Source organism: Roseateles saccharophilus (assembly GCF_004342485.1).
In the GTDB taxonomy this organism is placed as follows: Bacteria; Pseudomonadota; Gammaproteobacteria; order Burkholderiales; family Burkholderiaceae_C; genus Pelomonas; species Pelomonas saccharophila.
In genome coordinates, this window is record NZ_SMBU01000003.1 from 109,805 (window position 1) to 128,825 (window position 19,021).

A 19,021-nucleotide genomic window follows, 5' to 3' on the forward strand; every position below is an offset into this window, starting at 1 on the left:
CGGCCCACGACACCCTGAAGGAGTAACACCATGCCTCAGAACGCCGACAAGGTCATCGACCACGAGCTGCTCTTCCGCGAGCCCGAATACCAGGAGCTCTTCACGAACAAGAAGCAGAACTTCGAATACAACCACCCGGACGCCAAGGTCGAGGAGATCCGCGACTGGACCAAGAGCAAGGAGTACAGGGACAAGAACTTCGCCCGCGACTCGCTCGTGGTCAACCCGGCCAAGGCCTGCCAGCCGCTGGGCGCCGTCTTCGTCGCCAACGGCTTCGCCAAGACGCTCTCCTTCGTGCACGGCTCGCAGGGCTGCGTGGCCTACTACCGCAGCCACTTCAGCCGCCACTTCAAGGAGCCGACCAGCTGCGTCTCGTCGTCGATGACGGAGGACGCGGCTGTGTTCGGCGGGCTGAACAACATGATCGACGGCCTGGCCAACACCTACAACCTCTACAAGCCGGACATGATCGCCGTCTCGACGACCTGCATGGCCGAGGTGATTGGCGACGACCTCAACGCCTTCATCAAGACTTCGAAGGAAAAGGGCAGCGTGCCGGCTGAGTTCGACGTGCCCTTCGCGCACACGCCGGCCTTCGTCGGCAGCCATGTGACCGGCTATGACAACGCGTTGCTGGGCATCCTGCAGCATTTCTGGGACGGCAAGTCCGGCGCGGCCGAGCCGCTCAAGCGCGAGCCGGGCGAGAGCATCAACTTCATCGGTGGCTTCGACGGCTTCGTCGTCGGCAACATGAAGGAGATCCGGCGCATCTTCGACCTCTTCGGCGTGGACGCGACCATCCTCTGCGACCCCTCCGAAGTCTGGAACACGCCGACCGACGGCGAGTTCCGCATGTTCGAAGGCGGCACGACCAAGGCCGACATCGAGAAGGCGCTCAACGCCAAGGCGACCATCGTCTTCCAGCAGTACAGCTGCGAGAAGACGGCCAAGTACATCGCCGAGAAGGGCCAGGAAGTCGTGGTGCTGAACAGCCCCATCGGCGTGAGCGGCACCGACGAGTTCGTCATGGCCATCTCGCGCCTGACCGGCAAGCCGGTGCCCGCCCAGCTGGAAAAGGAGCGAGGCCAGCTGGTGGACGCCATGGCCGACAGCCAGGCCCACCTGCACGGCAAGAAGTACGCGCTCTACGGCGACCCCGACATGATGCTGGGCCTGACCCAGTTCCTGCTGGAGCTGGGCGCCGAACCCACCCACATCCTCGCAACCAACGGCACCGAGGACTGGGCCACCAAGGTCCGTGCCGTGCTGGAGGCCTCGCCCTACGGCAAGGACGGCAAGGTCTACCCCAAGCGCGACCTCTGGCATATGCGCAGCCTTCTCTACACGGAGCCGGTGGACTTCCTGATCGGCAACACCTACGGCAAATACCTGGAGCGCGACACCGGCACACCGCTGATCCGCATGGTGTTCCCGATCTTCGACCGCCACCACTACCACCGCTACCCCATCTGGGGCTATGAGGGCGCCATGCGCACGCTCGTGATGCTGCTGGACGAGTTCTTCGAGACGCTGGACGCCAACACCATCGTGCCGGCCAAGACCGACTACTCCTACGACATCATCAGGTGATGGGCGACGGCTGCCGTCAGCACGACGGCAGCAGCGCCACCGCAGGCGCTGGGGTCTGGCCCCAGCGCCTCAGTCCATCGCGGACGCCGTCCACGCGGCGTGCGCCATGGGTTGAACGGAGACTCGCATGACGGAAGCCGTGTTCGTGAAGTGCACCCTTGATGACCGCCGCGTGGAGGTCATCGACGGCTGGGTCTGCCTGGCGGGGCGGCCCGAGGCCAGCGAGTTGACGCCGCTGGACGAGCACCCCAACCGGCAGGCCATCCTGAAGGCCGTGCCGGGCGCCACCCACATGGCCGGGCGCCTGCCGCTGACGCTGCCCGAAGCCTCGGTGGCGCAGGCGGCGCTGCGCCGCGCGAACGACAGCTTCGACGGCTCGCCCCGCGCCGTGCAGGAGCGCCTGCAGCGTGCGGTCTGGCAGAAGGCCATGGCCGAAGGCACGGACTGATGATCTACGTCATCCATCAACCTGCAGCCGGCGAGGCGAGCGCCTGGTTCGCCTTCGATGCGGACGACTTGCTGCGCAAGGTGGCCGCCGGCGACGCGCTGCCCGCCCATGCCATCTGGGACCGTGCCAGCGCGCGCGAGTTGCTCGCACTGTTCGACGAGAGCCCGGCCGCGGGCGGCGTGCGCGAGCGCTTCCCCGGCATCTGCGCACTGGGCGACGCGGACGGCTGGGACACCCTGCTGCACCGCGCCGACTATCTGCACGAAGCCGGCCTCTACGCCCCGCAGCCCACGCGCTGCGAGGAGGCCTGCTTCGCGGCGCTGCGCGCGCGCGGCGGACAGTGGAAGTTCTACGAGAACGAGCCGCATGCGTTGGCGGCAGTGGACCTACCCGACCCGCTGTACGACGCGCCGGGCGGCTGGCGCGCGCGCTGGGCGTTGCGCCAGCAGCTGATCGCCGTCGAGGCTCTGGCCGATGACCTCTGAGCCGACCGCCTCGCTGGCCGACGACGACTTCAGCCTGTTCGGCCTGCCACGCCGCCAAGCCCTGGATCGCACCGAGGTCGACGCCCGCTGGCGCGCGCTGCAGGCCCAGGTCCACCCCGACCGCTTCGCCAGTCAGGGCGGCGCCACGCAGCAGTTGGCCCTGCAATGGGCCATGCGGGTGAACGAGGCCTACCAGCGACTGAAGGAGCCCGTCGGCCGCGCGGCCTACCTCTGCGGACTGAACGGCATCGACGTGAGCGCCGGACGCAACCTGCTGCCCCGTAGCTTCCTGATGCAGCAGATGGAGTGGCGCGAGGCGCTGGAGGCCGCGGGCGCCCGGGACGCCGTGCAAGCCCTGGCCGACGTCGTGCGGACGAACCGCGAGACCCTGCTGCGTGAGCTCGCCGAGCACATCGACGGCCGGCAGGACTGGCCGGCCGCGGCTGGCTCCGTGCAGGCGCTGATGTTCATCGCCCGCTTCGCGACGGACCTGGACGCGCGGCTCGACGGCTGAGGCGGCCTGCGGTGCCTTGTCGTAAACCCGCCAATCGCCACCGCGCAGGCTGGCACCGAAGCTGCTTTGAACAGGCCATGTCCTGCAACGGAGGGTCGCCATGTCCGCCAGCCTGAATGCCAAGATCGCCGATGTCTTCGACGAGCCCGGGTGCGACAAAAATCAGGCCAAGAGCGCCAAGGAGCGTAAGAAGGGCTGCACCAAGCAGCTGACGCCGGGCGCTGCGGCTGGGGGCTGTGCCTTCGACGGCGCCAAGATCGCGCTGCAGCCCATCGTCGACGTGGCCCACCTCGTGCACGGCCCCATCGCCTGCGAAGGCAACAGCTGGGACAACCGCCACAGTGCCTCGTCCAGCGTCATGACCTACCGCACCGGCTTCACGACCGACATCAACGAGCTCGACGTCATCTACGGTGCTGAGAAGCGCCTCTTCAAGAGCATTCGCGAGATATGCGAACGGCACGACCCGCCGGCCATCTTCGTCTACCAGACCTGCGTGACCGGCCTGATCGGCGACGACATCGAAGCCGTCTGCAAGCGGGCCAGCGAGAAGTTCGGCAAGCCCGTCATCCCCGTCAACGCGCCGGGCTTTGCTGGCCCCAAGAACCTGGGCAACAAGCTCGGCGCGGAGGCCCTGCTGGACTACGTCGTCGGGACCCTGGAACCCGAGCGCACCACACCCTACGACATCAACATCATCGGTGAGTACAACCTCTCGGGCGAGCTCTGGCAGGTCAAGCCGCTGCTGGACGCTCTAGGCGTGCGCGTGCTGTCGTGCATCTCGGGCGACGGCCGCTACGCCGAGGTGGCCAGCGCCCACCGGGCACGCGCCAACATGATGGTCTGCAGCAAGTCGATGATCAACATCGCGACCAAGATGCAGCAACGCTGGGGTATCCCGTACTTCGAAGGCAGCTTCTACGGCATCAGCGACATGAGCACCACGTTGCGCGAGATCGCGCGGCTGCTGGTGGAGCGCGGCGCCCACCCTGAGCTCAACGACCGAACCGAAGCCCTCATCGAGATCGAGGAGGCGCGCGCCTGGGAGCGCATCCGCGGCTACCGCGACCGCCTCGCGGGCAAGAAAGTGCTGCTGATCACGGGCGGCGTGAAGAGCTGGTCGGTCGTCTCGGCGCTGCAGGAAGCCGGCCTGGAGGTCGTCGGCACCTCGATCAAGAAGAGCACTCGGGAGGACAAGGAGAAGATCAAGGAGATCATGGGTGATGACGCCCACATGATCGACGACATGACGCCGCGCCAGATGTACGCCATGCTGCGCGACGCCAAGGCCGACATCATGCTCAGCGGCGGCCGCAGCCAGTTCGTGGCCCTCAAGGCCCGCATGCCCTGGATGGACATCAACCAGGAGCGCCACCACGCCTTTGCCGGCTACGAGGGCATGGTCACCATGGTCGAGGAGATCGCCAAGGCGCTGTTCAACCCGGTGTGGACCCAGGTGCGCACGCCAGCGCCCTGGGACGCGGTCGACGCGCTGCTGCAAGCCCCCAGCGCCAAGCAACTGGCGGCCGAAGCGGCGCCGCCTTGACGTCGGCTTTGTCGCGTTCGCTGCAAGCGGTCCGTCGCCGGCCTCGATGAATCAAGCACTTGGCGCTGGCACCAAACCTGCAATAGGTCCGTCATCCCCTGGAGAGCAGTCCCATGGCCCTCGTCACCGAAAGCAGGAAAGCCTGCGCTGTCAACCCGCTGAAGATGAGCCAGCCGCTCGGCGCGAGCTTCGCCTTCATGGGGCTGGCGTCGTGCATGCCGGTGATGCACGGCAGCCAGGGTTGCACGTCCTTCGGCCTCGTGCTGCTGGTGCGCCATTTCAAGGAAGCCATCCCGCTGCAGACCACGGCAATGAACGAGGCCACCACCATCATGGGCGGCTACGACAACGTCGAGAAAGCCCTGCTCAACATCCGCGCCCGAGCCAAGCCGGCACTGATCGCGATGTGCTCGACCGGTCTGACCGAGACCAAGGGCGATGACGTCGAGGCCTATGTACGCCTGGCACGACAGAAGCACCCGGAGCTCGCCGACACGGCAGTCGTCTACGTCTCCACGCCTGACTACGTCGGCGCGCTGCAGGACGGCTGGGCCAAGGCCGTCGAGGCCCTCGTCGGGCAACTGCCAGAAGTGAACGATACGCCCAAGGACGCGCGCCGCATCAACGTGCTGGCCGGCTGCCACCTCAGCCCCGGCGACATCGAGGAGCTACGCGAGCTGGTCGAAGCCTTCGGCCTGGCACCGACCTTCGTGCCCGACCTGTCGGGCTCGCTGGACGGCCACATCCCCGACGACTGGCTGGGCACGACGCTGGGGGGCACCACGCTGGCGGAGCTGCGGGCGCTGGGCGGCGCCACCCACACGCTGGCCATCGGTGAGCAGATGCGCGCGGCCGCGCAGGCGCTGCAGGCGCGCTGCGGCGTGCCCTTCACCGTCGTCGACCGCGTCACCGGCCTGCTGGCGGTGGACCGCTTCGTGCAGACCTTGAGCGAGCTCTCCGGCCGGCCCGTGCCGCGGCGTCTGCGCCGCCAGCGCAGCCAACTCGTCGACGCCATGCTGGACGGCCACTTCCATTTCGGTGGCAAGAAGATCGCGCTGGGCGCCGAACCCGACTTGCTGTTCGCGGTCGGCAGCCTGCTACTGGAGATGGGCGCCGAGCTGCCCGTGTGCGTGACCACCACGCCATCGCCGCTGCTGGCGAAACTGCCCGTGGAGCGCGTGCTGATCGGTGACCTGGAGGACTTCGAGCAGGGCGCCCGCGAGGCCGGCTGCGACCTGCTGATGACGCACTCGCACGGCCGCCAGGCCGCCGAGCGCCTGAGCAGGCCACTGTTCCGCCTCGGTTTCCCAATCTTCGACCGCATCGGCAACGCGCACATCTGCCACGCTGGCTACCGCGGCACGCGGCGGCTGGTCTACGAGGTGGGCAACGTGTTCATCGATCAGATCCCTCACCACGGTCCCGCGGACTGGCCGCTGCCGCCGACGGCCATCGCCGCCGCCCAGGGTCTGCCCGAAGTAGCCCACCTCGGCACCGACATCCCGCGCCTGCCGCGCCGCGACGCGGCGGCGGCGCTGACCGCAACCTCATGATCGAAAGGCCCACCATGAAGATCGCCTTTGCCACCCAGGACCAGCAGCGCGTCGATGCGCACTTCGGCTGGGCCAAGTTCCTGGCCGTCTACGAGCTCGACGCCAGCGGCCACCGCCACCTGCAGACCTTCCCCTTCGGTGAGGATCTCGCCGAGGACGGCAACGAGGACAAGCTCGGGCCCAAGCTCGCCGCCATCGCCGACTGCGCCATCGTCTATGTGGCTGCCATCGGCGGCAGTGCCGCGGCGCGCGTGGTCGCGCAAAAGATCCACCCCATCAAGGTGGCGCAGCCGGAGTCCATCGCCGAGCTGCTCGACAGGATGAAGGAGGTGCTCAAAGGCACCCCGCCCCCGTGGCTGCGCAAGGCCCTGATGAAGGACCAGCAACGCGCCGCCGAATTCGAAGACGACGACGAAAAGGTGAAGGCATGACGGACACCGCCACCGTGGACGCCCCCGACAACGCGACGCTGCTGCAGGACGGCTTCATTCGCGAGCTGGTCAAGCAACTCCGAGCCCAGGACACGCACGGCACCTGGGAGGGCAAGAGCGACGCCCAGTTGCTCGCGCCCTTCGTGCTCACCGCCGAGCAGCGCAAGGCACTGCCCATGATGGGCGACCCCGACCCCGACACGCTGTGGCGGTTGGAGCTCTTCCACAACGCCATCGGCCTGTGCATCGAACGCGCGACGGGCTGCATGGTCAGCCCCATGACCAAGATGAGTCACGAAGGCTTTGGCCGCACCGTGCTCACCACTGGTCGGCTGATCGTCGTCAACCGCTATCTGCGCGATGTCCACCGTTTCGGCTACGCCAGCCTCACCAAGCTCGCCGAGGCCGGCAACAAGCTAGTGGCCGAAGGCGTGCAGATGGTGCAGAACCACCGGGAGGTCGCAACCTATGGCTGACCTCGACACGCTGAGGGCCGAGGCCAAGCGGCTCAACGCCAAGGCCACGCAGGCCAAGATGGACTTGCACGACCTCTCCGAGGAGCTGCCGACGAACTGGGAACGCATCCTCGACGTGGCGCAAGCGGCTCATGACGCGCACGCGGCACTGATGACCGCCCGCGAACGCTTGGCCGACGCCCAGGCTTCCTGAAGGAGCCCAACATGAGCAGCTTCACCGTCACCCTGCCCAGCGGCGCTGTCTGGGAACCCAAGTTCGTCCAGAACATCAACGAAGCCACCTGCATCGGCTGCGGCCGATGCTTCAAGGTCTGCCCGCGCGGCGTGTTGGCGATGGTCGGCCTGGACGAGGATGGCGAGCGCGTGCAGGTCTCGCTCGACGATGACGACGACGAGGAGTACGAGAAGAAGGTGATGACCATCGCCCACGGCGAGCTGTGCATCGGCTGCACCGCCTGCTCCAAGATCTGCCCGAAGAAGTGCTATACGCACGCCGCGCTGGCGGCGTGACAGGCGCGACCCGAGGGAGGTTTGCCGCATGGATGACCGCCCCACCGACCCATCCTTGCTGCAGGTCCGGCGCGAACTGCCGGCGCCTACGCCGCTGGCGCTGCAGCGCCGGGCGCGACGCGACGACGAGGTGGACGACGTGCGCGAGTTGCTGCTCGCACACGCCGAGCCCGATCCGCCCGGTATGCCCGCTGGCCTCGCCCGCGCCGTGGCGGAGGTGATCGCTCTCGCCTGCCTCGGCGACAACCACCTCTGGCAGGACCTGCAGCTGGCGTCCCGCGCCGAGCTCACGGCGCTCATCGAACGGCACTTCCCGCGCCTGGCGGCGCGCAACCAACAGAACATGAAATGGAAGAAGTTCCTCTACAAGCAGCTCTGCGAGCGCGAGGAAATCTCCATCTGCAAGTCACCGAGCTGCGCCGTGTGCACCGACCACGCGCAGTGCTTCGGTCCTGAACTGTCCTGAGGCCCCATGTCCGACACCGACGCCCCCGACCTCCCGCTCGTCTTCCAGATCCATGCCTTCGGCTGCATGCAGTCCCGGCCGCCCGGCCACCCCCGCGGCTCCTGCGCCGAGGGCGGCGCCAAGGCCCTGGTGGAGCGGCTGCAAATGCGGGTGGACCGTGAGCGCCTGGGCGGCATCGCCGTCACAATGACCGGCTGCATGGGCTTCTGTCAGGCGGGGCCGCTGATGGTGGTCTACCCGCAGGGCCTCTGGTATGCGCCTCGCAGTGAAGCCGACATCGACGAAATCGTCGATTGCCACTTCAAGGGTGGCACGCCCGTCGAGAGGCTCGTCGTCCTGCCCAGGGTCTGAGCGACCGAAGTCTGCCGGCTCATCATGCTCCAAGCTGCCATGCTCGAGGTCATCCAGGAGGCAAGCGAGGGCGTACTCGTGCTGATCGACAACGTCGAGGCTGCCGAGTTCCGGCGCTCCCGCCTGACTCGCCACGAAGTGCGCCGCCTGCTCTGCTTGGTGGCCGACACCCTGCTCGCCCTGCCCTGCTCCACCCGGCAAGCGATGCCGGAGATCGACTGGGGAAGCTGGCGTAGCGTGCAATACGGCTTTAGCTCGGCGGCCATCGACGGCGATGAACTCGGCTGGGACGCCGCACACGGCCCTGTGCCCGTAACGCTGTCTTGGCTGCGGGTGTACCGGCACAACGAGCCGGTGCTCTTCGACTTCAGGCCATGACAGCAGTGCAGCCCATTTCCTGGACCATCCCTGGAGCCCGCCATGCCTCTTTTTGACTTCCAATGCGACGCCTGCAAGGCCGGATTCGAGCGGTTGGTGCGCAATGGCGAGATGCCCACTTGCCCGCAATGCGGCAGCCCAACCCTCACCAGGTTGCTCGTTTCACGTTTGGCGCCTGCCGGCAAGATCGAGGCGATCCGCCAGTCCAACCGGCGCGCCGCTCATGCCCAGGGCCTATTCAACAACTACAGCACGACCGATCAGGCGCGGCTACTCAAGGGTAAGCCTGTCTGACTGAATCACCATCCGCAGCTTGACGACGCGACCTGCCGGCCAGATCGCTGGACCAGACGACGCCTGACTGCGAAGCGGCCGTCGGCCCGCGAGCACTTTTCCACAACGCCAGATATGCAGTAACTTTCGCAGCAGATGAGGACGGACTAGAAGCGCCATATGTTGCTTGGTGCGGCCTGCTGAGGCGTTTGCGATCCTCCTCTCCACCACCATTCAAGGCCGACTGTTCTCAGTCGGCCTTTTCATTTCCAGAGCCCCCTGCAACCAGCTCTGCTACCGCAGCGGGCGGCCTGGCCCCTGGGTGCCTTCGGCGCGTGCGGACAGATAGGCGTAGAGGTCGATGATGTGGGCCGTCACGGCGGGGTCACCCTGCCAGGCCGGCATCACCAGCGTCCCTTCCCTGCCTTGCACGATCTTCTCGACCATCGTGTCCTGCGCGGCACTGTCGGGGCTGGACTCGGCGGCGGCGAGTATCCAGTCGTAGCGCCTGAGCACCAGGCCCACGAACTGGTGTGCGCCCATTTCACGAATCCTCGGCAGCAGGTCGGGGCCATTGGCCGTGCCGGTGGCGGGAGCGCCGTGACAGCTGGCGCATTTCTGCTGGAACACGCGCCAGCCGGCCTGGACATCGCCGGCCGGCAAGGCGTTGCGCGCCAGATCCCGCGCCGGCCTGGTGTTCTGCACCTCCACCGCGCAGCCCGTGGCCAGAGCCGCCAGGGCCGCCAGGGCCAGCGCACAGGACGCAGCCCGCCGGCGATGCCGCCCCATGACTGCCGGGATGAAGCTCCCCGGCGCCCTCTGCTGTCCTGCGTTCATGAGCTGTTCTCCCAGCGTGTAGAAAAGTCCATGCCACCGCGCATCAACCCGACAGCCCGGCGTCGTCGCTCAATTCGTTGCCTGCATCACGGCAAGCCAGCAATGCCCCGCCGGACACCCTGCCTGGCAACAAGCGCATCTGGAGCCTCCATGGCAGTTCCGCCCCCTTGCCCGTCAACTGTAGGAGGCACAGCGCAGCACGGCTTGCGCTAGCTCAAGGCCGGAGCCCGCAGGCCCGCTAAGGTCCGCACACCGAGAGTGAGCGGGCCACGAGGCCCGGCCAGGCAACGCGGCAAGCGAGGGCAAGATGACGGGGACGACGAAGCTGACGGTCGACGGGCAGCCGCAACAGGCCCGCTCCGGCGACACCATCCTCAGCCTGCTGCAGGGCCTGGGGATCGCACCGCCGGCGCTGTGCTCCGACCCGCGCATACAACCCGGCGCGCATTGCCGCCTGTGTTGCGTCGAGCTGCAGGGGCAGGAGCACCCGGTGACCAGCTGCAACACCCGCGTCGCCGAGGGCATGCGCATCGTCACGAGCAGCCCGGCGCTGGAGCGCTACCGCCACCAGCTGCTCGAGTGGATGGCCCAGAGCTGCAGCAGCGCCGACCTGCAAGGCCATCCGGACAAGGCCCTGCATCGCGAGCTGCGGCGCCACGGGCTGGCGCCCGGCGACGCAGAGCCGGCGCCGCGGGGCGCGGTGGACGAATCCCATCCGCTGATCCGCTTCAACCCTTCGCGCTGCATCACCTGCTATCGCTGCGTGCGCATCTGCGAAGAGCTGCAGGGCCAGTCGGTCTGGCATGTCCTCGGCCATGGCGCCGGCATCCACATCGTGCCGGACTCCGGCGGCACGCTGGCCGCGAGTTCCTGCGTCGCCTGCGGCGCCTGTGTCGACACCTGCCCGACAACCGCCCTGCTCGACCGCCCCGGCCTCGGCCAGCCGCCGGCCGAGCGCTGGACGCACAGCGTCTGCGCCTACTGCGGGGTCGGCTGCGAGATCGAGGTGGGCACGGCCGCCGACGCCATCGTCTCGGTCCGGCCGGTGCTGGACGCGCCGGTCAACAAGGGGCATCTGTGCGCCAAGGGCCGCAACGGGCATGCCTACGAGCGCTCGCCCGAGCGCGTCCGTCAGCCCCTGCTCAGGCAGGAAGACGGCCAATGGCAGGCATCCGGCTGGTCCCAGGCCCTGGACGCCGTGGCGCAGCGCCTGCGCCGCGTCATCGACACCCACGGCCCGGACGCGGTCGGCGTGCTGGGCTCGGCGCGCGCCACCAACGAAGACAACTACCTGGTGCAGAAGTTCGCCCGGCTGGTCATCGGCACCCACAACGTCGACTGCTGCGCGCGGGTCTGCCATACCCCCAGCGCCGCGGCAATGAAGATGATGCTGGGCACCGGCGCCGCCACCAACAGCTTCGACGACATCGAGCTGGCGCGCTGCTTCCTGATCGTCGGCGCCAACCCGAGCGAAAGCCATCCGGTCGTCGGCGCGCGCATCAAGCAGCGCCTGCTGCGCGGCGCGGCCCAGGCCATCGTCATCGACCCGCGCCGCACCGAGCTGGCCCGGCAGGCGCGCCTGCATCTGGCGCTGCGCCCGGGCACCAACGTGCCCCTGCTCAACGCAATGGCGCATGTCATCGTCGAAGAGGGTCTGTTCGATGCGGGATTCGTCGCGGCGCGTGTCGAGGGCCTCGAGGCCCTGCGCAGCTTCCTGCAGGCCTGGACGCCGGAGCGCGCCGCGGCGATCTGCGGCGTGCCGGCCGCACAGATACGCGAGGCCGCGCGCCTGTATGCCGGCAGCGGCCCGGCCATGTGCCTGCATGGCCTGGGCGTGACCGAACACAGCCAGGGCACTGAGGGCGTGATGTGCCTGATCAACCTCGCCTTGCTCACCGGCAACCTCGGCAGGCGCGGCGCGGGCATCAATCCGCTGCGCGGCCAGAACAATGTGCAGGGCGCGGCGCTGATGGGCTGCGAACCCGGCACCCTGACCGGGTCGCAGTCGCTGGAGGCGAGCCGCGCCCGCTTCGAGGCCGCCTGGCAAGCGCCGTTGCCGCACAACCGCGGCCTGAATCTGCTGGAGATGATGGATGCGGCCGAGGCCGGGCGCTTGAAGGCGCTCTACGTCGTGGGCTTCGACATCGACCTCAGCCTCGCCCACCAGGCGGCGACGCGCAGCGCGCTGCGCAAGCTGGACCTGCTGGTCGTGCAGGACTTGTTCCTCAACGAAACCGCCCGCCAGGCCGACGTCTTCCTGCCGGCGGCCAGCAGCTTCGAGAAGGAAGGCAGCTTCATGAACGCCGAGCGGCGTGTGCAGCGCGTGCGCCGCTCGCTGCCTCCCTTGGGCGAGGCCAGGCCGGACTGGCAGATCCTGTGCGAGCTGGCGGCAGCCATGGGCCTGGGAGAGCATTTCAACTACGCCGATGCCGAGTCGATCTGGAACGAGGTGCGGGCGGTCTGGCCAGACGGCGCGGGGCTGAGCTATGCAAGGCTCGGTCGGGGCGGCCTGCTGTGGCCCTGCCGCGACGAGGCCGACCCCGGCCAGGCCGTGCTGCACACCGAAGGCTTCGCCAACGGGCCGACCGCCACGCTGCGCGTGGTGGACTATCGCCCCAGCGCCGAGCGCACGGATGCCGAGTTCCCCTTCCTGCTCAGCACGGGCCGCAACCTGTACCAGTTCAACGCCGGCACGATGAGCGGGCGCGGCCCCCTGTCCGACCTGCGCGCGACGGACACGCTGGACATGAACCCCGCCGACGCCGCCCGGCTGGCGTTCGCGGACGGCGAACTGCTGCAGCTGCGCAGCCGGCATGGCTGTGCCGAGCTGCCGCTGCGGATCAGCGGGCAGGTCCAGCCAGGCCAGTTGTTCGCCAGCTTCCATGATCCGGCCGTGGCACTGAACCGGGTCACCAGCCCCGAGCGCGACAGCATCGTCCAGGCTCCCGAGTACAAGTTGACGGCCGCTCAAGTGGCGCGCGCGGGCCAGGCGCCGCGCTGAGACGGAGCGTTCACAAGCCCTGCTCCCTCGCCGATGACGGAGCCTGGTGGCCTGCTGGTCGCGCTTGCCGTGCTGGTATGGATGGGCTGCACCGACCACCTGGGCGGCCCGGCGCCTGCTGGCGCGGGGCTACAGTGACGCATGCACAACCCTCGCCACTGGAGCCGGGCTGACCTGGCCCGCATCGCCTGCGACGCCATGCTGGAACGCGGTCTCGTGCCCGAGTTCCCGGCCGCCGTCGAACGCGAACTGGCCGCGCTGGGCAGCGCCGCGCCCATAGCCGGCCCGGAAGTGGCCGACCTCCGCTCACTGCCGTGGTGCTCGATCGACAACGACGACTCGCTTGATCTGGATCAGCTCAGCGCCTGCGAGCCACTGGCTGACGGGGCGGTGCGCATCTTCGTCGCCGTGGCGGACGTGGATGCGCTGGTGCCGCGCGGCTCGGCCATCGACGACCACGCACGCACCAACACCACATCGGTCTACACCTCGGCCAGGGTCTTTCCGATGCTGCCCGTGCGCCTGTCGACCGACCTCAGCTCGCTCAACCCGGGCCAGGACAGGCTCGCGCTGGTGACCGAGATGGTGGTCGATGCGCAAGGCGACATCTCGGCTCCCCGGGTTCGGCGCGCCTGGGTGCACAACCGGGCCAAGCTGGCCTATGACACCGTGTCCGCATGGCTGATCGGTCAGGGTGCGCTGCCGGCTGCCGCCGGCGCCGTGGCCGGCATGGATGCCCAGCTTCGCGTGCAGGATGAGACCGCCCAGCGCCTGCGGGCCCGCCGCCACGCGCAAGGGTCGCTGGAGTTCGAGACCTTCCAGCCGCGCGCCGTTTTCGACGGCGACAAGCTGGTGGATCTGCGCCAGCAGGAGCACAACCGCGCCCGCCAGCTGATCGAGGAGCTGATGATCGCCACCAACACCTGCACGGCACGCTTCCTCGCCGAGCACGGCGGCGCCTCGGTGCGCCGGGTGGTGCGCTCGCCCGAACGCTGGCTGAGGCTGGTCGAGCTGGCGCGCGAATACGGCGAATCGCTGCCCACGGCACCCGACGCCAAGGCCCTGCAGGGCTTCCTCGCGCGGCGCCACCGTGCCGATCCCCTGCGCTTTCCCGACTTGTCGCTGGTGGTCATCAAGCTGATGGGCGCGGGCGAGTACGTGGTCGAGCGCCCAGGCGCGGCGCCCATCGGGCATTTCGGCCTGGCGGAGCGCGACTACACCCATTCGACCGCGCCGAATCGGCGCTACCCCGACCTGATCACGCTGCGGATGATGAAGGCCTTGCTGTGCGGCACCGCCCCTCCCTACAGCCCGGCCGAGCTGGAGGCCCTGGCGCTGCATTGCACGCAGCAGGAAGACGCGGCACGCAAGGTGGAGCGCCGCATGCGCAAGTCCGAGGCCGCGCTCTTCCTGGCGCCGCTCATCGGCCGGACCTTCGACGCCGTCGTGACCGGCCATGGCGACGCCGGCTCGTGGGTTCGCATCTTCTCGCCCCCCGCCGAAGGCATGCTGGTGGGGCGCCTGCCCGCCTTGCGGGTGGGCCAGCGACTCAGGGTCAAGCTCAGTTCGACGGATGTCGAGCGGGGCTTCATCGATTTCAACGTCGCCTACGGCTGAGAAGCGCGGCCGGCGGCGGCGCGGGCCGGGCCCTCACCACTCGCAGACCCGGTTGCGCCCGGAACGCTTGGCCCGGTACATGGCCTCGTCGGCGTGGGCCGTCAGCACGTCCGCCGCCTTGCCGTCGCCGGGGAAGAAGGCCACGCCGATGCTTGCCGAGACGCAAGCCTGTTTGCCGCCCAGGTCGACCGGCTTGCCCAGCTCCGCGCCCATCCTGGCCAGGATAGGCCGGCACCCTTCCTTCGCACGCAGCGGCGACAGCACGACGACGAATTCGTCGCCGCCCAGGCGGGCCACCGTGTCGCTGCCGCGCACACAGAGCAGCAGGCGCCGCGCCACCTCCTTCAGCAGCAGGTCGCCGGCCTCGTGGCCCATCGCGTCGTTGATCGCCTTGAAGCCGTCCAGGTCGATGAAACAGACGGCCAGCATCGTCTGCAGGCGTTCACTCATCGCGATCAGCTGGCGCAGGCGGTCGCCCAGCAGAAGCCGGTTGGGCAGGTCCGTCAGCGGGTCGTGGAAGGCGATGCGCTCGACATGGGCCTGCTGCTGCTTGAGCGGCGTGATGTCCTGCACCAGCCAGACGGACTCGCCCCCGTCCAGCTGCGCGCCGCTCATGTCCACCCAGATCAGCGACCCGTCCTTGCGCACGAGCTGGATCTGGGTGCGGAAGGTGCGGCCGGCCAGGATCGCCGGATAGGCCTCACGCCCGAACTGCTGGAAGGACTCGTCGTCGGCATAGAGCTGCCGCGTCGGCGCACCCAGCAGTTCATCGGGGGAATAGCCCAGCATGCGCTCGAAGGCGTCGTTCTTCCAGATGAAGACGCGATCCCTGGTCCGCGTGATGCCGATCACCCCCGTGTTCAGCATGGCCTCCTGCTCGCGGCTGAGACGCTGCAGCTGAGCCTGGATGCGATGCTTCTCGGTGATGTCGAACATCACGGAGCGGCTCATCACCAGCGCGCCCGAGGCGTCGCGGACCGATGTCGCGGACAGGCTCACCCGGCGGATCGTGCCGTTGCGGGAGACCAGGTCGTACTCCACGCCCTCGATGGCGCCCGTTCTCAGGAACTCGGGGAAGGCCGTCTGGTATTTCAGCTTGCTCTCATCGGTCAGGAAGTCGACGGTGCCGAGCCTGCCGATGACCTCGTCGCGCGTGCATCCCAGCCAGGACAGCTCCACCGCGTTGATGTGGACGAACTTGCCCTCGGCATTCAACGAGTGGTAGCCGCAGGGCGCGTTGTCGTAGAGGTCCAGCACCTGAGCATTGATGGCCTCCAGTTGGAGCTTCAGTTCCTTGCGCTGGGTCACGTCGCGGCCGACGGTCTGGAACTCCCTGACCTTGCCGTGGGCGTCGTAGAAGACGTGGTTGACGAACTCCATCCAGCGAACGCCCTGCTCCGCATGCACGACCCGGTGCTCGGTCACCACGATGGGATTCGACGGGCTCAGCAGCTTGTGCTGGGCATGGACCTGCGGCAGGTCCTCGGGCACGACGACGGACCGCCAGGTGGCCGCAGCAAAGTGCTGGGCGGAGCCCCCGACGAGGCGGCGGCAGGCTTCATTGGCGAAGACGACCTCGCCCTTGCCATCGAAGCGGCAGACGACATCGGCCTGATCCTCGAGGACGGCCTTGTAGCGTTCCTCGCTCTGGCGCAGTGCCTCCTCGGCCCGCGCCTGTGCGCTGAAGTCGCTGCCCAGGGAGTAGAAGCCGGTCACGGCGCCAGCGGCGTTGCGTTGCGGAACCAGGCCGATGAGCAGCCAGCGGCCGTTCCTGGCGCGCGACTCGAAAGCCACGGTTTCGCCGCCGAGCACCGCCTGGATGTGCTGCTGCATTTCGGCGAAGGCCTTGCGCCCGATGACCTCCTGCAGGCTCTTGCCGATCAACGCGGCCGGTTCGGCATGGAACCAATCCTGGAACGCCTGGTTGGCGAAGCGGAAATGGCCCTGCCTGTCGTGCTCGGATATCAGCGCCGGCGCATGGTCGGCGATGTCGCGCAGGCGTTTCTCGCTGGCGGCGACGCGGGCCTCGGCTTCGCGACGCTCGGTGACATCGCGCAGCATGATCTGGGCCTGCAGCAGGCCGCGCTCGTCCATGTGGTGGGCGATCTGCGCCTCGACCTCCAAGGCAGAACCATCGGGCCGGGACAGCCGCAGGTACTGATGCAGCCGCGAGGCACCGGGAACGACGTCGTCGGACATCCAGCGGGCCAGTGCGCCGCCGTTGCCAAATGGCAGATTGGCGAGGTAGCGCCCATGGAAGTCCCGGGCGGAACACCCCAGAAGTTCTTCGGCGGCCGGGTTGAGGTCGCCCACCAGGCCGGTTGGCCCGACCACCAGGATGGCCTCGCTCGCGCGGCGGAACAGCGCCGCCTGCTGACGCCGGGTCGCCAGCAACTGCGCGGCAAGACCGCAGATCAGCACGCTGGTGCAGGCCTGGGCCGTGATGTAGCTCCACAGCGCGAGCAGGCCGGCATGCGTGTCGTGCCCGGCGAAGGGGCCCACGCCATTGGCGGTTCCCCAGGCGGCGGTGGCCGACAGGATCAGCACGGCCGACGAGGCCGCGAGGATGCCGGCGCGCAGCGCCAGCACGGCGATCACGAACAGCGGCAGCGACAGCAGCGGGAAGAGCAGCGCCGCAGACGGCGCCGTCCACGCCGAGAAGCCGATCAGGCCGCAGACCAGCACGGTCGCCAGCAGCCCGGCGTTGAAAGCTCCGCGCAGGCCCGCAAACGATTCCCTGAAGGCCAGGGGCGTCAGCGCGATCAGGGGAATGCCGCACAGCAGGGCTCCGACCGCATCGCCGGTCCACCAGGTCATCCACGCCGCGGGCCAGTTCGACGCCGGCAGGAGGCCGGCCACCCAGAGCCAGGCGGTCCCGTTGGTCGCCGTGGCCAGCATCCCGGCCATATCCGCGAACAGGAAGGCGCCCAGGTCGCGCCTTCGGGTCAGCGCATCGTCGAACGACCATCTGCGCAGCAATGCCGCGCCGAGCCAGGGGCCTAGCGCATTGCCGACGGCGATGCCGAACGCCAGCCAGCCCGGGCCGCCGATCTGATAGTTCACGGCGAACGCGGCGGCCATGACGGCCGGCCACATCGCCGCGCCCCATCGCCAGTAGGCCGCCATCGCGATGCCGGTGGGCAGCCAGAACAGCGACACATGGGAGCCGACATAGGGGATCAGCAGGCCCAGGTAGCCAGCCAGGTAGTAGCCGGCGCCCAGGATCAGCGCCCTGAGCAGCAACTGCCGCGCGGGGCGCGAGGCAAGGGTCGCCATCGACATGGCGGTCGTCCGCACTTCAGCGGCTTCGTGGGTGTGCCTCATGGGCTGGGCCGAGGGTGCTTGGGCGGCGCCGGCAAGGTCAGCGCGGCGGGATTCTGGATTTCAGCCGGGCCAGCGCACCCAAGCTGTCCGGGCGAGCGGGGCGACGGCAACGCTGATGCGAGGGCACGCCGCCATCCACATCCTGCCGGTCGATCATGGCCATGAATGGGATGGATTCGACAGCGCCGTTGCTTGCCCGCAGGATAGCCGGCATGGCTGGCATGAAACCTTTTTCCGACGAATCGGTCAGCCAGCGGTCAGGTGGCGGCGCCCACCGCACGCAGCAACAGCAGGAGGGCCACGGCGGCGGCGATGGCGCCGAAGGCCTGCTGCAGGCGCGGCCCGGCCAGGCGCGCGCTTAGCCGCCGGCCGGCGAGCAGGGCCAGCACGGCACCGGCCGCGAAGGGCAGCGCCACCGGCCAGGCCAGCGTGCCCTGGGTGGCCGCGCCCAGCACGCCGCCGACCGAGACCAGCGCGATGACGGCCATGGAGGTCGCGACCACACCGCGCGGCGGCACATTGCTGATGCCCGCCAGCATGGGCACGATGACGAAGCCGCCGCCCACGCCGAGCAGCCCGCTGAGCAGGCCGGACAGGCTGCCCGTGAGCGCGAGCAGCGCCGTGCAGGGCGCCCGCCACGACAGGCGCCCGGTGGCCGGGTTCATCGCGCAGACCGGTGCCCTGGCGGCCGGCCTCTTCGCCTCGCGGGCCGCCCTGCTGCCCTGCCGCAGGCCGCGCCACGCGACCCAGCCCAGCAGCGCCGCAAAGGTGGCCATCACCGGCGCATTGGGCAGGCGCTGGGCCAGGCGCACGCCGAGCGGCGCGACGAGCATGCCGGTGAGGCCGATCAGCAGGGCCGCCCGGTAGCGCACGCTGCCGTCCCGCAGGCCCAGCAGGGCGCCCAGCGCCGCCGCCAGCCCGACGGCGAGCAGGCCGATGGGCGCGGCCTGCGCCATCTGCAGGTGCAGGCCGAAGACCAGCAGCGGCACGGCCAGGATGCCGCCGCCCGCGCCGGTCAGCGCCAGCACCAGGCCGACCGCGGCGCCCATCACGAGGCTGAGGCCGGTAGCGTCAAGAGGCATGTCGGTTATCCACGCCGCGCTCGCCCCAGCCGTGGCGCACGACCCCGGGGTATTGCGGGCCGAGCGCCGGGCCGCTCCCAAGCCGGCCCGCACTGGCGATGTGCTCGCGGCTCGATGCCGCGAGCATCGCCGTCCCCTC

The 19,021-nt window shown here is 68.9% G+C and carries 20 protein-coding genes; 16 read left to right on the forward strand and 4 right to left on the reverse strand.

Going from position 1 to position 19,021, the window contains the following annotated elements; translation table 11 throughout:
- Window positions 1–30 precede the first annotated feature (30 nt).
- The 14 genes from nifK (at window position 31) to EV671_RS03905 (ending at window position 9,042) form a co-directional block, all read left to right on the forward strand.
- On the forward strand, window positions 31–1,590 hold the full coding sequence (gene nifK / locus EV671_RS03840; protein ID WP_132569969.1) for a nitrogenase molybdenum-iron protein subunit beta: 1,560 nt from the start codon (window positions 31–33) through the stop codon (window positions 1,588–1,590).
- Window positions 1,591–1,717: 127 nt separating this feature from the next.
- Window positions 1,718–2,038 (forward strand): hypothetical protein, encoded by a 321-nt coding sequence (locus EV671_RS03845; RefSeq protein ID WP_132569970.1) that lies wholly within the window; start codon window positions 1,718–1,720, stop codon window positions 2,036–2,038.
- Window positions 2,038–2,523 (forward strand): hypothetical protein, encoded by a 486-nt coding sequence (locus EV671_RS03850; protein ID WP_132569971.1) that lies wholly within the window; start codon window positions 2,038–2,040, stop codon window positions 2,521–2,523. The genes EV671_RS03845 and EV671_RS03850 overlap by 1 nt, the downstream gene beginning before the upstream one ends.
- Window positions 2,513–3,037: a Fe-S protein assembly co-chaperone HscB gene (gene hscB, locus EV671_RS03855; protein ID WP_132569972.1), complete on the forward strand. Its 525-nt coding sequence runs from the start codon at window positions 2,513–2,515 to the stop codon at window positions 3,035–3,037. Before EV671_RS03850 ends, hscB begins: the two co-directional genes overlap by 11 nt.
- 100 nt (window positions 3,038–3,137) lie before the next feature.
- Entirely contained in the window at window positions 3,138–4,583 is a 1,446-nt protein-coding gene (gene nifE, locus EV671_RS03860) for a nitrogenase iron-molybdenum cofactor biosynthesis protein NifE (RefSeq protein WP_132569973.1), read from the forward strand.
- A 113-nt stretch (window positions 4,584–4,696) separates the two neighbouring features.
- Window positions 4,697–6,136: a nitrogenase iron-molybdenum cofactor biosynthesis protein NifN gene (gene nifN, locus EV671_RS03865; protein ID WP_132569974.1), complete on the forward strand. Its 1,440-nt coding sequence runs from the start codon at window positions 4,697–4,699 to the stop codon at window positions 6,134–6,136.
- 14 nt (window positions 6,137–6,150) lie between these two features.
- Window positions 6,151–6,567 carry a nitrogen fixation protein NifX gene (nifX, locus tag EV671_RS03870; protein WP_132569975.1) on the forward strand — a complete coding sequence of 139 codons (417 nt, stop codon included), beginning with the start codon at window positions 6,151–6,153 and terminating at the stop codon, window positions 6,565–6,567.
- Window positions 6,564–7,043: a NifX-associated nitrogen fixation protein gene (locus EV671_RS03875; protein ID WP_132569976.1), complete on the forward strand. Its 480-nt coding sequence runs from the start codon at window positions 6,564–6,566 to the stop codon at window positions 7,041–7,043. The genes nifX and EV671_RS03875 overlap by 4 nt, the downstream gene beginning before the upstream one ends.
- Window positions 7,036–7,236 (forward strand): CCE_0567 family metalloprotein, encoded by a 201-nt coding sequence (locus tag EV671_RS03880; protein ID WP_132569977.1) that lies wholly within the window; start codon window positions 7,036–7,038, stop codon window positions 7,234–7,236. Before EV671_RS03875 ends, EV671_RS03880 begins: the two co-directional genes overlap by 8 nt.
- A gap of 11 nt (window positions 7,237–7,247) precedes the next feature.
- Window positions 7,248–7,553, forward strand: coding sequence for a ferredoxin III, nif-specific (gene fdxB, locus EV671_RS03885; protein ID WP_132569978.1), 306 nt, complete (start codon window positions 7,248–7,250; stop codon window positions 7,551–7,553).
- Window positions 7,554–7,581: 28 nt separating this feature from the next.
- On the forward strand, window positions 7,582–8,019 hold the full coding sequence (locus EV671_RS03890) for a nitrogen fixation protein NifQ (RefSeq protein ID WP_132569979.1): 438 nt from the start codon (window positions 7,582–7,584) through the stop codon (window positions 8,017–8,019).
- A gap of 6 nt (window positions 8,020–8,025) precedes the next feature.
- Window positions 8,026–8,370 carry a (2Fe-2S) ferredoxin domain-containing protein gene (locus EV671_RS03895; RefSeq protein WP_132569980.1) on the forward strand — a complete coding sequence of 115 codons (345 nt, stop codon included), beginning with the start codon at window positions 8,026–8,028 and terminating at the stop codon, window positions 8,368–8,370.
- Between the two features lie 39 nt (window positions 8,371–8,409).
- On the forward strand, window positions 8,410–8,748 hold the full coding sequence (locus EV671_RS03900) for a hypothetical protein (protein WP_243655565.1): 339 nt from the start codon (window positions 8,410–8,412) through the stop codon (window positions 8,746–8,748).
- Window positions 8,749–8,790: 42 nt separating this feature from the next.
- Window positions 8,791–9,042: an FmdB family zinc ribbon protein gene (locus tag EV671_RS03905; RefSeq protein WP_132569982.1), complete on the forward strand. Its 252-nt coding sequence runs from the start codon at window positions 8,791–8,793 to the stop codon at window positions 9,040–9,042.
- A 273-nt stretch (window positions 9,043–9,315) separates the two neighbouring features.
- Here the strand turns inward: EV671_RS03905 and EV671_RS03910 are convergent, their stop codons facing one another.
- Entirely contained in the window at window positions 9,316–9,858 is a 543-nt protein-coding gene (locus tag EV671_RS03910; RefSeq protein ID WP_132569983.1) for a c-type cytochrome, read from the reverse strand.
- A 307-nt stretch (window positions 9,859–10,165) separates the two neighbouring features.
- Between EV671_RS03910 and fdhF the strand changes: the two genes are divergently transcribed.
- Both fdhF and EV671_RS03920 read left to right on the forward strand, forming a co-directional pair.
- Window positions 10,166–12,859, forward strand: a complete 2,694-nt coding sequence (fdhF, locus tag EV671_RS03915) for a formate dehydrogenase subunit alpha (protein WP_132569984.1) — start codon at window positions 10,166–10,168, stop codon at window positions 12,857–12,859.
- Window positions 12,860–13,000: 141 nt separating this feature from the next.
- Window positions 13,001–14,476, forward strand: coding sequence for an RNB domain-containing ribonuclease (locus EV671_RS03920; RefSeq protein ID WP_132569985.1), 1,476 nt, complete (start codon window positions 13,001–13,003; stop codon window positions 14,474–14,476).
- Window positions 14,477–14,509: 33 nt separating this feature from the next.
- Here EV671_RS03920 and EV671_RS03925 read toward each other — a convergent pair whose 3' ends face one another.
- The 3 genes from EV671_RS03925 to EV671_RS03930 form a co-directional block, all read right to left on the reverse strand.
- Window positions 14,510–17,758, reverse strand: a complete 3,249-nt coding sequence (locus EV671_RS03925) for a sensor domain-containing diguanylate cyclase (protein ID WP_165917461.1) — start codon at window positions 17,756–17,758, stop codon at window positions 14,510–14,512.
- A gap of 79 nt (window positions 17,759–17,837) precedes the next feature.
- A complete protein-coding gene (locus tag EV671_RS27685) occupies window positions 17,838–17,963 on the reverse strand; it encodes a hypothetical protein (RefSeq protein WP_277592371.1) in 126 nt (41 codons plus the stop codon).
- Between the two features lie 94 nt (window positions 17,964–18,057).
- Window positions 18,058–18,882 carry a sulfite exporter TauE/SafE family protein gene (locus EV671_RS03930; protein ID WP_207911082.1) on the reverse strand — a complete coding sequence of 275 codons (825 nt, stop codon included), beginning with the start codon at window positions 18,880–18,882 and terminating at the stop codon, window positions 18,058–18,060.
- Window positions 18,883–19,021 lie beyond the last annotated feature (139 nt).

Coding starts and splice junctions, on each gene's coding strand:
- nifK (WP_132569969.1), top strand. CDS start 31: ATGCCTCAGAACGCCGACAAGGTCATCGACCACGAGCTGCTCTTCCGC.
- EV671_RS03845 (WP_132569970.1), top strand. CDS start 1,718: ATGACGGAAGCCGTGTTCGTGAAGTGCACCCTTGATGACCGCCGCGTG.
- EV671_RS03850 (WP_132569971.1), top strand. CDS start 2,038: ATGATCTACGTCATCCATCAACCTGCAGCCGGCGAGGCGAGCGCCTGG.
- hscB (WP_132569972.1), top strand. CDS start 2,513: ATGACCTCTGAGCCGACCGCCTCGCTGGCCGACGACGACTTCAGCCTG.
- nifE (WP_132569973.1), top strand. CDS start 3,138: ATGTCCGCCAGCCTGAATGCCAAGATCGCCGATGTCTTCGACGAGCCC.
- nifN (WP_132569974.1), top strand. CDS start 4,697: ATGGCCCTCGTCACCGAAAGCAGGAAAGCCTGCGCTGTCAACCCGCTG.
- nifX (WP_132569975.1), top strand. CDS start 6,151: ATGAAGATCGCCTTTGCCACCCAGGACCAGCAGCGCGTCGATGCGCAC.
- EV671_RS03875 (WP_132569976.1), top strand. CDS start 6,564: ATGACGGACACCGCCACCGTGGACGCCCCCGACAACGCGACGCTGCTG.
- EV671_RS03880 (WP_132569977.1), top strand. CDS start 7,036: ATGGCTGACCTCGACACGCTGAGGGCCGAGGCCAAGCGGCTCAACGCC.
- fdxB (WP_132569978.1), top strand. CDS start 7,248: ATGAGCAGCTTCACCGTCACCCTGCCCAGCGGCGCTGTCTGGGAACCC.
- EV671_RS03890 (WP_132569979.1), top strand. CDS start 7,582: ATGGATGACCGCCCCACCGACCCATCCTTGCTGCAGGTCCGGCGCGAA.
- EV671_RS03895 (WP_132569980.1), top strand. CDS start 8,026: ATGTCCGACACCGACGCCCCCGACCTCCCGCTCGTCTTCCAGATCCAT.
- EV671_RS03900 (WP_243655565.1), top strand. CDS start 8,410: ATGCTCGAGGTCATCCAGGAGGCAAGCGAGGGCGTACTCGTGCTGATC.
- EV671_RS03905 (WP_132569982.1), top strand. CDS start 8,791: ATGCCTCTTTTTGACTTCCAATGCGACGCCTGCAAGGCCGGATTCGAG.
- EV671_RS03910 (WP_132569983.1), bottom strand. CDS start 9,858: ATGAACGCAGGACAGCAGAGGGCGCCGGGGAGCTTCATCCCGGCAGTC.
- fdhF (WP_132569984.1), top strand. CDS start 10,166: ATGACGGGGACGACGAAGCTGACGGTCGACGGGCAGCCGCAACAGGCC.
- EV671_RS03920 (WP_132569985.1), top strand. CDS start 13,001: ATGCACAACCCTCGCCACTGGAGCCGGGCTGACCTGGCCCGCATCGCC.
- EV671_RS03925 (WP_165917461.1), bottom strand. CDS start 17,758: ATGTCGATGGCGACCCTTGCCTCGCGCCCCGCGCGGCAGTTGCTGCTC.
- EV671_RS27685 (WP_277592371.1), bottom strand. CDS start 17,963: ATGGCCATGATCGACCGGCAGGATGTGGATGGCGGCGTGCCCTCGCAT.
- EV671_RS03930 (WP_207911082.1), bottom strand. CDS start 18,882: ATGCCTCTTGACGCTACCGGCCTCAGCCTCGTGATGGGCGCCGCGGTC.